Annotated in this window: 9 protein-coding genes; 7 read left to right on the forward strand and 2 right to left on the reverse strand. The window is 70.0% G+C overall.

What is annotated here, in order from left to right; translation table 11 throughout:
- Window positions 1-21 precede the first annotated feature (21 nt).
- Genes EV193_RS00245 through EV193_RS00255 form a run of 3 tightly spaced genes read left to right on the forward strand, consistent with a single transcriptional unit; the run spans window position 22 to window position 6901 of the window.
- Complete coding sequence (locus EV193_RS00245) at window positions 22-1566, forward strand: DUF2397 domain-containing protein (protein WP_130341895.1); 1545 nt, start codon at window positions 22-24, stop codon at window positions 1564-1566.
- Window positions 1566-2813, forward strand: coding sequence for a TIGR02678 family protein (locus EV193_RS00250; protein ID WP_130341896.1), 1248 nt, complete (start codon window positions 1566-1568; stop codon window positions 2811-2813). The genes EV193_RS00245 and EV193_RS00250 overlap by 1 nt, the downstream gene beginning before the upstream one ends.
- The gene (locus tag EV193_RS00255; RefSeq protein WP_242613061.1) at window positions 2810-6901 is read left to right on the forward strand and encodes a TIGR02680 family protein; all 4092 of its coding nucleotides are present in this window, start codon (window positions 2810-2812) and stop codon (window positions 6899-6901) included. Before EV193_RS00250 ends, EV193_RS00255 begins: the two co-directional genes overlap by 4 nt.
- Before the next feature lie 396 nt (window positions 6902-7297).
- Here EV193_RS00255 and EV193_RS00260 read toward each other — a convergent pair whose 3' ends face one another.
- Entirely contained in the window at window positions 7298-9124 is a 1827-nt protein-coding gene (locus EV193_RS00260; RefSeq protein ID WP_130341897.1) for a serine/threonine-protein kinase, read from the reverse strand.
- Between the two features lie 57 nt (window positions 9125-9181).
- Complete coding sequence (locus EV193_RS00265; protein WP_165401152.1) at window positions 9182-10390, reverse strand: right-handed parallel beta-helix repeat-containing protein; 1209 nt, start codon at window positions 10388-10390, stop codon at window positions 9182-9184.
- Between the two features lie 116 nt (window positions 10391-10506).
- Here EV193_RS00265 and EV193_RS00270 point away from each other — a divergent pair, with 116 nt between their 5' ends.
- From EV193_RS00270 to EV193_RS00285, 4 genes are all read left to right on the forward strand, one after another.
- Window positions 10507-11289 (forward strand): FHA domain-containing protein, encoded by a 783-nt coding sequence (locus EV193_RS00270; protein ID WP_242613062.1) that lies wholly within the window; start codon window positions 10507-10509, stop codon window positions 11287-11289.
- Between the two features lie 182 nt (window positions 11290-11471).
- Complete coding sequence (locus EV193_RS00275) at window positions 11472-11942, forward strand: NUDIX hydrolase (protein ID WP_130341899.1); 471 nt, start codon at window positions 11472-11474, stop codon at window positions 11940-11942.
- A 76-nt stretch (window positions 11943-12018) separates the two neighbouring features.
- Window positions 12019-12483 carry a hypothetical protein gene (locus tag EV193_RS00280; protein WP_130341900.1) on the forward strand — a complete coding sequence of 155 codons (465 nt, stop codon included), beginning with the start codon at window positions 12019-12021 and terminating at the stop codon, window positions 12481-12483.
- 41 nt (window positions 12484-12524) lie between these two features.
- Window positions 12525-12992 carry a hypothetical protein gene (locus EV193_RS00285; RefSeq protein ID WP_130341901.1) on the forward strand — a complete coding sequence of 156 codons (468 nt, stop codon included), beginning with the start codon at window positions 12525-12527 and terminating at the stop codon, window positions 12990-12992.
- Window positions 12993-13008: the final 16 nt, after the last annotated feature.

The raw sequence follows: 13008 nt of genomic DNA on the forward strand, positions 1-13008 counted from the left end.
AACCATCTAGGCTGGGCCGTCGTGGAGTCCGAGGAACAGGCAGACGCTCGGCTGCAGCTCTATGCCTATCTCCAGCCGCGCGAGCATCACCGGACCTACCTCGCGATCATGCGGCTGTTCACCTCCACGCTGCTCGCCGACCTGTCCCCCGGCGAGGTCGCCTCCGCGCTGGCCGCCGACGAGCGGGCCGGGCGCATCGACCCCGGCGAGTCCGATGTGGACAACGTGCTGGCGAGGCTCCGCCAGCTCAAGGACTGGGGCAACCTGGTCGCCGGCCGCCGCGAGACGATCGCCGCGAGCATCGCCGAGTTCCAGCAGGGCAGCATCCGCTACCAGGTGAGCAAGCTCGCCGTCCGCGTCCAGCGGGACGTGGACGAGCTGCTCCGGGTGCCCGAGGGCGCGCGCGAGGTGTCCCGAGAGCTGCTCCCGGCGATCGAGCGCGGACTGTCCGAACTGGGCGAAACCCTTGCCGCGGCGGCGATCCGCGACTCGGAGGCACCGCTGTCCAACACCGCCCGGCGCGCCCGCGAGCTGCTCGCCGAACGGGTCACCACACTGTTCCTGCAGCACGCCGAGCTGGCCTCCACGGTCCGCGATTTCTACGCCTACCTCGGCCAGGTACTCAACCGCCATCACCTCGGCGCACAGGAGATCTCCGGCTTCCGCAATCTCTTGGTGGAGTACATCCAGCTTGTCGTGGAGGATGTGCTGCGGCACACGCCGGCGATCGCCAGGCGGCTGGCCGACCTGGCCGGCGCCCGCGTGGAGCTGCTGCGGCTGCTGAGCCCGAGCGAGCCGTTGGACGAGACGGTGGAGCGCACCCGAGGCCGCACGCACAGCGACTGGCAGGAGCTGACCGACTGGTTCGTGGACCGGCCGGGCAACCCGAGCCAGGTCACGGCGCTGCGGGAGGCGACGACCCGCGCGATCGGCGCGCTGCTCGCCTCGGTGAAGCGCGCGAGCACCGGCGGCGGGCTGCTGCCGAATCGCCGCACCGAGCTGATCAAGCTGGCCGGCTGGCTCGGGCAGGCGACCCAGGACGAGGCGCACGCGATCTACGCGGCCGCGTTCGGCCTGTACTCCGCGCGCAACCTGCTCCCCTCACCCGAGCACGACGGCGACGACGAGCACACGCCGTGGGCGGACGGCCCGGCGATCGACGTGACGGTCAGCGTGCGCGGTCGCGGCGACCGGGGCGCGCGCGGGCGCACCTCGCGGATCATGGACGACCCGATGACCGAGCAGGGCCTGCTGGCCGAGGCGCGGGAAGCCGACGCGCGGCGCACGGCTGCTGCCGACGAGCTGGCCGCCGCGTCGGAGAACCTCGACGGCGCAACGCTTTCCGGCGAGGCGCTCGGCGCGCTGTGCGAGCTGCTGACGCTGGCCATGGCGCAGCGTGAGGGCGTCACCGAGCCGGGCGCGGCCACCGACCAGGTGCGCGGGCTGCAACTGTCGCTCACCCCTGAGGAAGGCCGCACCACGGTGATCAGGAGCAGCGCCGGCACGCTGACCCTGCGCGACACCGCGGTGGACATCGACCGCGTCACCACGAAGGGCGCGCGCTGATGGCGAGACGACTGTCCACTGTGGACGTTCTGGCCGATCTGCCGGACATCGACGCGGCCAACGTGGTGCGCTGCGCGCGGGTACTGCTGCGTCGCCCGCTGCTGCGGCCGGGCGGGCCGGACGGCGATCTGCTGTCCCTGGTGTACCGGCATCGCGCGGTCCTGCAGGAGCTGTTCGCGTCGCTGCTGGGCTACCGGCTCGTGGTGGAGCGCCGGTTCGCCCGGCTGTACAAGGCGGGCCCGGGTCCGGACGCGACTCGCGGCGCGACGGGCCTGTCGCCGCGCGCGTACGCGTACGTCGCGCTCACCATGGCCGCGCTGACCGGCGTGGGCGCGCAGGTGCTGCTGTCCCGGCTGGTGGCCGACATCCGGTCCGCCGCGACGGAGGCCGGCGTCGAGATCACCGACGACCTGGCCGACCGGCGCGCGCTCACCACGGCGCTGCGGCACCTCGTGCAGCTCGGCGTGATCTCCGAGACCGACGGGACGGTGGCCGGCCTGACCGCCGAAGCACCGGCCGAGGCGTTGATCACCGTGCACACCGATCTGCTGGGCCAGTTGCTCGCCGGTCCACTGGCCGACGCGAGCACCGCCGACGAGTTGATCGAGCGGGCGGCGGCCACCGGAAGCGTGGAACACGCCGTCCGGCGGCGGCTGATCGAGGACCCGGTGGTGCTGCACGCGGACCTCCCCGACGAACACGCCGACTGGCTGCTTCGCGTGCAGCGCAAGGAATCCGTGCTGTTGGACCGCTGCTTCGGACTGATCACCGAGACCCGCGCCGAGGGCATCGCGGTGACCGATCCGGAGGAGTACCTGACCGACGTGGTGTTCCCGTCGACCGGGACCGTCGCACGGATATCACTGCTCGCGCTGCCCGAGCTGATCGCGTCCTACGAGGTGCCCTACGACGAGGAGGCCGAGGAATCGCGCGGCCGGCCCGATGGGCGGATCCCGATCTCCGAGGCGACCCTGCGCGAGATCTGCCGGCGGCTCGTCGAGGACTACCCCACGGCATGGTCGCGCCAGGCCACCGAGGACGTCGACGCGCTGGCCGCCGAGGTGGTCGCACTGCTCGGCCGGCTCCAGTTGCTCACACCCGACGACGACGGCTACCTGCTCAGCCCGGCGGCGCACCGCTGGCTGCCCCAGCCCGACGAAACCCCTGGTGCCACAACGGTTTCCCCGCCGTCCCCCGCGGACGCGCAGCCGGGCTGGTCCCTGTTCGACGAGAAGGATGACACGTGAGCGCGATACAACGCTGGCGCCTGCACCGCGGCGGCGTGGTCAACATCTGGCAGTACCGCGAGCAGACGTTCGACTTCTCCGGCGGGCGCGCGATCTTCCAGGGCACCAACGGCTCCGGCAAGTCCCGCACCCTGGAGCTGCTGCTGCCGCTGTGCCTGGACGGCGACCTGCGGCACCTCGGCTCCAAGGGCGCCAACACCGTGTCGATCCGCCGGCTGATGCTGGACGACTACGAGGGCGGGCCGAACCGGATCGGCTACGCGTGGATCGAGCTGCACCGGGCCGGTACCGACGGCGACGAGTACCTGACCTGCGGGATCGGCGTGAAGGCGTCGGCCACCTCGCAGCAGATCAGCGACTCGTGGCGGTTCGTCACGCCGTCCCGGATCGGCATCGACGTCCACCTGGCCACGCCGGACCGGGTGCCGCTCGGCCCGGCCGCGCTGCGCGACGAGGTCGGCGCGGACCGGATGTTCGACGAGCAGGCGTTCCGCGCGAAGGTCGCCGAGACCGTGTACGGCGTGCCCGGCGGCCGGTACGGCGACCTGCTGCACCTGCAGCGGACCCTGCGCAACCCGGACATCGGGCTCAAGGTGCAGGACGGGCAGCTGGAGCAGATTCTCTCGGATGCGTTGCCGCCCTTGGATTTCGGCGTGATCGAGCAGCTCGCCACGTCGTTCGAGGACCTGGAGTCGATCAGGGAGAACATCTCCCGGCTGTCCTCGGCCGACACCGCGATGCGCGCGTTCCTGGACGGCTACTCCGGCTACGCGCTCGGCGCGCTGCACTCGGTCGGCGCGCGGGCCGACGCCGCACGGTCCACTGTGGACAGTGCACACGCGGAGATCACCCGGCTGACCGGGAAGCTGACCAGTGACACCGGGAAGCTGGACAAGGCCGACGCGCACGTGCGCCAACTGGAGGAGCGCGACGACGAGCTGGAAGCGACGATCGACTCGCTCAAGTCGCTGCCGGCCTACCAGGGGCTCAACGACCTGCGCGAGCGGGAGCGGCTGGTCGAGGCCGCACGCGACGCGGCGACCAGCGCGCTGGACACGGCGAGCACCCAGCGCAACCACACCGATCGCGCGGTGGAGACCGTGCTGACCGTGCTGCGCCGGCTCGGCGGCGACCTGGCCGACGCGGGCGAACTGGCCGAGTCCACATCGGACGGTCTGGCCACCGCGGGCCTGGACGGGTCGCTGTGCCCGGAGATTCCCGTTGCGCCGCAAGCGGTTCCGCGTTCGTCGGCGGATCGGGTGCGGGCCAAGCCGGACCCGGAGGCCGAGCCGCTCGAGGTGCAGCGGCGGATGCCGCCGGAGCTGGCGCCGGACGACCTCGCCGAGGCGATCGCCGAGGCCGGTACCCGAGCCGGTGAGGCGGCACGGGTCGCCGGGGAACGGGCGACGCTGGCGTTGTCGCTGCACGAGCGGTCGCGCAAGTTGGAGGCCGACACGCAGCGGCTGGACGGCCTGCGCGGCAAGGCGCGCGACGCGCAGCTCGCCGCGACGGAGGGTGCCGGCCGGCGCAACGAGGCACGTCAGCGGCTGGAGGTCGCCGCGGACGTGTGGCACGAGCGGGCGGTCCGGTGGGTGGCCGGCGGGCCGTTCACGGACGGCGCGCGGCCGCCGCAGCCACCGACCGTGGCCGACGTACTCGCCTCCCCCGACGCCACCCGCACCGCGCGGGACGAGGCGCGGCGCTGGGCCACCCCACACCTGACCTCGCTGCGCCAGTCGTCGCTGGGCGCGCGACAGTCGCTGGACGAGCTGCTCGGGCGGATCAAGGAGACCGAGGCGTCGCTGATCGAGCTGCGCGGCGGCGGCACCCACGCGGTGCCGACTCGACCCGCTTTCGCCAGCGCACCACGGGATTCCGCGTCCGGCGCGCCGTTCTACCGGCTGGTCGACTTCACCGGCAAAGTCACCGCCGAGCAGCGCGCCGGGCTGGAGGCGGCCTGCGAGTCCAGCGGCCTGTTGAACGCGTGGGTGAACGCGGACGGCTCGGTGCCCGACCCGGTACTGGCCGACATCCTGGCCGGCGTGCCGGACGGGTCGGCGTCCGGACGGCCGCTGTCCGAGGTGTTGAAGCCGGCCGTCGAGCCGGGCTCGCCGGTGCCGGTCGAGGTCGTGGATCGCTTGCTGCGCAACGTGTTTCTCGATGATGGACCGGGGCTCGTGCTGCGTGCCGACGGGTCGTGGCGGGCCGGGGTGCTGCACGGCGCGATGACCAAGGCGGACGCGGAGTACCTGGGTGCCGGCGCGCGGGAGGCGGCGCGAAAGCGGGCCGTCGACGAGCTGGCCTCAGCGCTGGAGGGCCTGCGCACCGAGCAGGAGCGGGCGGAGCGGGCGCTGGCCACGCACACCGCGACCGTGCAGGAGTGGGAGGCGCACCTGGAGGCGTTCCCCGACGACCGCGAGCTGATCGGCGCGCGGGTGGCGGCCGACAACGCGGTCACGCTCGCCGAGGAGTCGCTCGGCCGGGCGGAGCGACTGCGGGCCGAGCACGAGGCCGCGCAGGGTCGGCTCGCCGCGATGCGCACCGAGCTGACGCAGGACTCGGCGGCGGCCGGCCTGACCGAGGACAGCGACACCCTGCAGCGTGCCAACCGGGCGGCGGCCACCGCCCGCGCGTCGGCCGAGCGGTTGCGCGACGCGCTGGGCAAGCGGTGCGCCGGCACGGTGTCGGATTTGGTGGACGCGCTGCACGATCACAACGCGGCGGTGGACGACCGGGAGGCCGCCGAGCGGGTCGCGGACGACAAATGTCTTGCCTACCAACGGGAATCGGCCGGACTGGCGGAGCTGAGCACGTCGATCGGCGGCCAGGCCGAGGAGCTGGCGGAGCGGCTGAAATCGATGGAGCGGGAGCGCCGGGCCGCGCGCGAGGAGCTGCCGGCGGCACGGCGGGCGGCCACCGAGCTGTCCAACCAGGTGGTCAAGTCGCAGACGCTGCTCGACACGCGCTCCGGCGAGATGGGCGACAAACAGGCGTCGGCCGAGGCGGCGACGCGCGCGTTCGGTGCGGCGCTGGCGGCGCCGGGCGTGTGGGAGGCGGCCGTCCCCGACGAGCGGCCGGCCGAGCCTGACGAGGCCTTCGAACTGCTGAAAACCGGTGTGGCGGAAGGAAAGAAGCTGCCCAAGGAGGAGGCGGTGCTGACCAAGCTGGCGGCGTTGCAGTCCTCGCTGGCCGGCACGCACAACGTGCTGCCGGAGCGGCACGCCGGCCTGTTGACCGTGACCGTGTCCGCCGAGGACGGGCCCGCGCCGGTGGCGGTCGCCGGGCGGCGGGTGGCCGAGGCGCTGGACGAGCGGCGCGGCTTCCTTTCCGAGCAGTACCAAGGGATCTTCGCGTTGCACCTGGTCCGAGAGCTGGCGGATCGGCTGGCCGGGCAGATCGCGGTCGCCGAGGACCTGTGCCGGCGGATGAACGACGTGCTGGACTCGGCGCGGTCCAGCCAGGGCGTGCACGTGCAGTTGGAGTGGCGGCCGGGCGCGTGGCTCGACGACTCGACGGTCGAGGCGTTGAAGCTGATCCGCATGCCGTTCTCGGAGCGCAACGAGAAGCAGGACGCGCGGCTGCAGCAGGTGTTCACCGAGCTGATCGAGGCCGAGCGGGATTCGGCGAACTCGGGCTACACGGAGATCCTGGCGCGGGCGCTCGACTATCGGTCGTGGTTCGCGTTCACCGTGCGGGTGCGGGATCACGGGCCGGACGGGAAACCCCGGTCACGCCGGCTGCGGCAGCTCTCCTCGGGTGAGACCCGGCTGATCTCGTACGTGACATTGTTCGCCGCCGCCGCTGCGTTTTATGGCGCGATCTCGGCGGACGGTGAGTCGTCGCCGCTGCGGCTGGTCCTGCTGGACGAGGCGTTCGAGCGGCTCGACGATCCGACCATCGCCCGGATGCTGTCGCTGCTGGTGGACCTGGACATGGACTGGGTCATCACCTGGCCGAGCGGGTGGGGTGTCTCGGAGCACATTCCCCGGATGCACATCTACGACGTCCTGCGGCCGAAATCAGGTCGGGGCGTGGCCTGCACCCACACGACCTGGGACGGCGCCGCCCTGGACCGCGACGACCCCTAACCTCGCGAAGCTCGAAAACCGCTTGACAAACGCCAAAAGGTGATTCAGCGGGCTAAATCCCGCCCGGTGCGCCGGGATTCGGCGGGCTCGATCCCGTCAAGTTCCCCTAAGGTGCGGCTGCTTGGCACCGCGAGTCCCGCGCTGTGCATCGGCGAGTCCCGCGCTGTGCACCCGCGAGGCTCGACCGCCTCCCCGGCATTTCCCAGTAATGGGTACCTTCCAGCGCACGGTGCCGTGCCGTCGTCACCGGGGCTGAGTTGCGTCCCGTTCCCCTAAGGTGCGGCTGCTTGGCACTCGCGAGTCCCGCGCCCCGCACCCGCGAGTCCCGCGCTGTGCACCCGCGAGTTCCGCGTTCTGCACCGGTGAGTTCCGCGCTGTGCACCCCGCGTCGGGCGGTCAGCGCAGGCGGTCGGCGACGCGTTTCGCGAGATCCTTCGCGATGCCGCACAGTTTCTCCCGGTTCATCGCGCCTTTGACGTCCGGCTTGACCGAGACGCCGATCTCTTCCTGCCAGTCGTCGTTGACGACGGTGTTCTGTTCGTACTTGCGGCCAATGATCTGAATCTCGCATTCGTCCCGCTCACCGGCACCCGGACCCGCCGTATGCGACTCCACTTCGGCCTCGCGGGCACCGAGCCGGATTTTCTCGATCTGCTCGTCGGCGTCCGGCTGCCAGTCACGGAAAGCGCGAATCTCGACGTTGGCCTGAGGCCCGTCCCATTCGCAGGACCAGTCGCCGAATGTCGATTCACCGTCGTCGTGCCGCCCCACTACCGGCGCCAGCTCGTCGGATCGCAGCAGGTCGCAGGTGGTGATGTTAGCGAACGAGTCACCGGGAAAGGCGACCGCGCGACGGGGAATCTGCCCTTTCTGGCGCGCGTCGACCAGCTTCAGGTACGCGGGGCTCGACGCGGCGTCGGCGATCCCACACAACGGCGCCGAACGATTGTTGGGAAACAGGTAGGACACGATGACAACCTCTTTGCCGTCCGGCAACGGGATCGTCCTCTTACACATGTCGTCTCGCTGCTCGTCGTACTGAACCGGCCCGAGTTCACCGGGGACGTGTTTCGCGACCGGATATTTCGGTGCACGGGCGAGTTCGATTTTGACCCCGACGAGATCGCTGTTGTCCTGTGTTTCCTTGATGATGAGCCGGCACGTGTTGAACTCCCCGTCGACCGGCTCCTCGTACACCTGGATTCCGAACCGCACCAACGCCGAACGCTCGAACAGCGAGCACGGGTCGGCGGTTCGCTCGTTGCCGAGCAGATCGGCTGTCGCCGGTGGCCCGGCCGCGGTCGAGTCCGAGTTCCGGGAGACCAGCACGGCCACCAGGGCGATCACGGCGATCAGCGCCACCCCGACGATTCCGGCCAGCACACGCGACCGCCGCGATCGCCGTCGCGGGGTCGGCAGCGGCACCAGGGAACTGGATTCGCCGGTGATCTCCTCGAGCAGGGTCTTGGCGCCCCGCGCCGTCGGGCGTACGGCCGGGTCCTTCCCCAACAGTTCCGCCAGGACCGGCTCGAGCACGCCGGCGCGGCTCGTCGCGTCCACCGTGCCCTCGGCGGCTCGGCGCAGTTGCGCGTAGGGACCGTCCGCGCCGGTACCCCAGGGTGAGTGGCCCTCCACGGCGGCGTACAGCGTCGCGCCGAGGGAGAACACGTCCGCCGACGCCTCCGGGGCGTACCCGTCGGCGACCTCGGGTGCCACGAATCCGGGCGTGCCGCCGGGATGTCCGCTGCTGGTGATCGTCACCTCGGCCCAGCGGGCGATCCCGAGGTCGGTGAGCTTCGCCGTGCCATCCTCGGTCACCAGGATGTTGTCCGGCTTGATGTCCTGATGCACGATGCCCCGCTCGTGCATCGCCGCCAGCGCCCCCGCGATCTGCGCACCGACGGAGGCGGCCGCGTCAGGCGACAGCGGCCCGCCGGTCTCCACGACGGTGGCGAGGCTCCGGGACGGCAGGAACTCCAGGACCAGCCAGCGGTCCTCACCATCGCTCACCACGTCGAATGTGGTGATCACGTTCGGGTGGTGCAGGCCGGCGCCGATCCGCGCCTCACGCCTGATCTGGCCGTTGTCGCCGGCGTGTGACCGCTTGAGCGCGACCACCCGCCCGAGTTCCTGGTCGGTGGCACGCCACACCGAGCCCATCCCGCCCGCACCGATCCGGTCGTGCAGTCGGTACCGGCCCGCGACGATCCTGTCTTCCGGCACGGGGAGGGATGTTATCGAGAGCGCACGCCCGATGACGCAACGATCAGGACTCGACGGTCACCGTTCGTAGGCCCCGATGTCGTGACCGCCGCCCGCGGGACGGGGCTTGTTGTCCAGATCGAAGGCCGGTGCGGCCGATCCGCTGCCCGTGTCGATCGCGCTCGATCCGTCCTTCAACCGGAAGTCGCCGGCCGCCGGATCCACGAAACCCGGATCGCCCACGGTGTTGTGGTCGCTGACGAAATCACCGTGGGCGACCGAGTCCCCCTCGCCATAGATGTTGTTGCGCAGGATGTTCTCCCCGGAGTAGGTCTCGTCGCCGAACGCGATCGAGCCGCTGCGGTTGCCGTGGAAGGTGTTGTTCACGATCTGGATGTTGGACATCGTCCCGCTGGACTGGACCCAGAAGGCAAGGCCCGCCTGGGCGTTTCCGTGCGACACGTTGTTGTACACCTTGAGATTGTCGACCTTCTTGATTTCCGAATAGTCCTCGACGCCCACCAGAATGCCCGGCTTCGTCTCGTGCAACGCGGCGCTGACCACGTTGTTGTAGACGTCCACGAAGGACGAGGACGCCACGTAGATGTTCGGCCCACGGTTGTTCCACAGCTTGTTGTCGTGAATCCTCGCCCTGGCCTCGGCGTTGTCCTTGACGTCGATTCCCTCTTCGCCGTTGTCGTGCACGGCGCAGCGCCTGACCTCGACGTCGCTCGAGCCGGAGCCGATGCTCAGCGCCTCGTGATCGGCGCCGGTACCCTCCGCGTTGGTGCCCTGGATCTCGCAGCCGTCCACCAGCACCCTGGACGTGCCGAGTAGCACCAGCCCACCGTCCTGCGAGCCGTTGACTCCGACGTTCTCGAATACCAGGTCATGTCCGCCGGAACCGTAGACGCCGAATCCGCGCGAGCCCGTGGAGGTGATGTTCGAGAATCGCAGCCAGGAATTGTTGCCCAGCGCGATCAGCCCGTTGTCGCCACCGCCGTCGCCCGTGACGACGACCGTTCCACCCTCACCTTTGAAGGTAATGGGCTTTCCCGACGATCCGCTTTTCGTGATCGACAGCCCGCCGTCATAGGTGCCCGGTTCGATCGAGACGGTGTCACCGGGTTCCGCGGCATCGGCGGCGGCCTGAATCGTCTGGTATTCCCCGTTCGGCCCGACCGTCAATGTCCTGCCGGGCACCGGCTCGGCCGACCCGACCGTCGCCGCGATCACCGCCAGGACCACCGCCACACAGGACGCGATACCGATTGTCCGCCCGCTCATGAAATCGTCCCCTCCGTCACCGAGCAATACGGTTACCTGGGTAACCGCACTGTCCGGGGACCGGTCCCCAGCAGGTGGCGGCATGGTCGGAGGCGAACACGGCAGGAGGAGACGGCGTGACCAGGCTGGCAAGAGGACACAGCAGTCTTGCTCTCGGCGTGCCGCCGTCGGCCCCCCGCACCATGTACGCGCTGGCGCTCAGCGGCGGCATCGCGGCACCTCCCAGCGAGGCGCGCACCGTCCGGTTCGGGCGCAACAAGCCGCAGGTGGACGTGTGCATCGGCGAGGACGACCGCAAGGTGAGCCGGCAACAGGGCGTGCTCACCCATCGGAGTGGCCGGTGGTGGCTGCGCAACACCGGCCTGCTGCCGCTGCGGCTACCCGGTTCGCTGTGGCTGTCCAGTGATCACGACGAGGTGCCACTCGCCGAGGGCTACACGCCGGTGTTCGTGCACGGTTCGCGCGACCGGGAGCATCTGCTCGAGCTGTACGTGGCCGGCTCGGACGAGAGTGGCCGCCCGGTCCCATGGCACGCCGCGATGACCGAGCCGCCCCGGACCCATCGGCTGTCGGGCGACGAGCGGATGGCGCTGGTCGTGATGGGACAGCGCTACCTCTACCACGAGGCGTACCCGCAGCCGCTGTCTCGCCGGGCGGTCGCCGATCAGCTCAACGAGTTGACCCGGTCCGAGGTCTGGACGGCGCGCAAGGTCGAGCACCTGATCGCCGGCGTGCGCATGCGCCTGTCCGACAAGGGCGTGCACGGGCTGCTCAGGGAGGAGGTGGGCGAGCCGGTCGGCAACACGCTCAACGACAACCTGTTCAAGGAGCTGATCCGGTCGACCACCCTGGTGCCGCCGGACCTCGCGTTGCTCGACTTCGACGGCCCGCCTGTTTGATGAGAGTGGGAAGCACAACAAAGGCGTGCGGCATCGCCACACGACCCAACGTGCGTTGACTGTCTAAAGTGGACTATCTACTGAGGACTCTTCTTCTGCTCGTCCTTCTCGAGACCTACTCTGAAAGCTTCGAAACCGTCTGGAATCTGTCCAAGCCTGCGACCTTCTAGGGCCGGTAGCCGATGAGCCGTAAGGACTACTTCCACGATCCCAACGCGCCCACCGCCAACAGCATCGCCGTCGCCGTGAGTGCCTTCGTTCAGGACGACCAAGGCCGCATCCTCATGATCCGCCGTACCGACAACGACCTCTACAGCCCACCTGGCGGCCAACTCGAACTCGGCGAAACCCTCACCCAAGCCGCCGTACGCGAAGTCAAAGAAGAAACCGGCATCGATGTCCAAGTCACAGGGCTCATCGGCGTCTACAGCAACCCAAATCACGTTATCGCCTACGACGACGGCGAGGTCCGCCAAGAATTCTCCATCTGCTTTCGAGCTTCCCCCACTGGAGGTGAACTGCGCGAGAGCAACGAAAGTAAAGAAGTCTCGTGGGTCGCGCCGTCCAGCCTCGACCGTCTCAACATCCACCCATCGATCCAGCTCCGCCTCAGCCACAGCCTGGCGGCGCGTCAAGAGCCGTACTACTCGTAGCCACCCGAACCGCACGCCGGCCGGCGGCCCACGCTACGCCGGCCCAGGTGGGCGCACCGCCCTGTTTAATGGGCCTGTGCTCCACTCCACGACCAGTGGCTTCTTCAAGCGCCATTACGAGATCACCGAAGACGACCGACCGCTCGTCACGCTCGAGCACGGGGGCCGCGAGAAGTCCTCGTTCACGCTCGACGGCGTGCCGTACTCGATCGCCAGGGACGGCGGCAAGCGGCTCCTGCTGACCGAGCGCGGGCGCAGAACCGGTACCGCCACCCGCGACGGCGGCCGGCGCTGGTCGATCGACTCCGACGCCGGGCGGTTCGAGCTGGTCAAGCCGTCGATGTGGAAGGACGGGTGGGAACTGCACCGCGACGGCACCAGCCTGGGCACCATCAGCAAGAACGGCGCGTTCTCCAAGGGCGCGACCGCCGACCTTCCGGCCGACATTCCACTCCCCGTCCGCCTGTTCGCGTTCTACATCGTGCACGTGCTCTGGCAGCGCGCCGCCTCGGCGGCGGCGGCCGGTGGCGGAGGCGGCTGACCTCCGGGAACCCCCGGCCCACCATCACGCGTCAAACCCGCATGCTGGAAGCGGCGAGTCGATCCCACTGGTTCAAGGTCAGCTACGACATCAGCGAGTCCGGCCGGCCGGTCGCCACGCTGGCGGCGCGGGACCGGTCCAGCTGCGCGTTCGACATCGCGGGCGCCTCGTACGTGGCGGCGATGGCCAACCGCAAGGAGTTCCGCCTGCACGGCCCGAACGGCGTCGAGGCCTGGGCGAGCCGGCACACCCGCCGCCGGTGGCTGGTGCAGACCCCGGCCGGCACGGCGCTGACCCTCGTGCTGCCGTCCATGTGGAACAGCACCTGGGAACTGCACCAGAACGACCGGGTGATCGGCTACTTCGAGGCCAAGATGGGCTGGGGACGCATGCGCGGCACGGCTCACCTACCGCAGGAGATGCCGCTGCCCGAGCGGCTGTTCATCTACTACGTCGTGCTCACGTTCTGGTTGCAGGCATCGCAAGCCGCCGCGTCGGCCAGCGTCTGATCACCCGCTGGAACCG

This window comes from Herbihabitans rhizosphaerae (genome assembly GCF_004216555.1).
GTDB lineage: Bacteria > Actinomycetota > Actinomycetes > Mycobacteriales > Pseudonocardiaceae > Herbihabitans > Herbihabitans rhizosphaerae.

Coding starts and splice junctions, on each gene's coding strand:
- EV193_RS00250 (WP_130341896.1), top strand. CDS start 1,566: ATGGCGAGACGACTGTCCACTGTGGACGTTCTGGCCGATCTGCCGGAC.
- EV193_RS00265 (WP_165401152.1), bottom strand. CDS start 10,390: ATGAGCGGGCGGACAATCGGTATCGCGTCCTGTGTGGCGGTGGTCCTG.
- EV193_RS00275 (WP_130341899.1), top strand. CDS start 11,472: ATGAGCCGTAAGGACTACTTCCACGATCCCAACGCGCCCACCGCCAAC.
- EV193_RS00285 (WP_130341901.1), top strand. CDS start 12,525: ATGCTGGAAGCGGCGAGTCGATCCCACTGGTTCAAGGTCAGCTACGAC.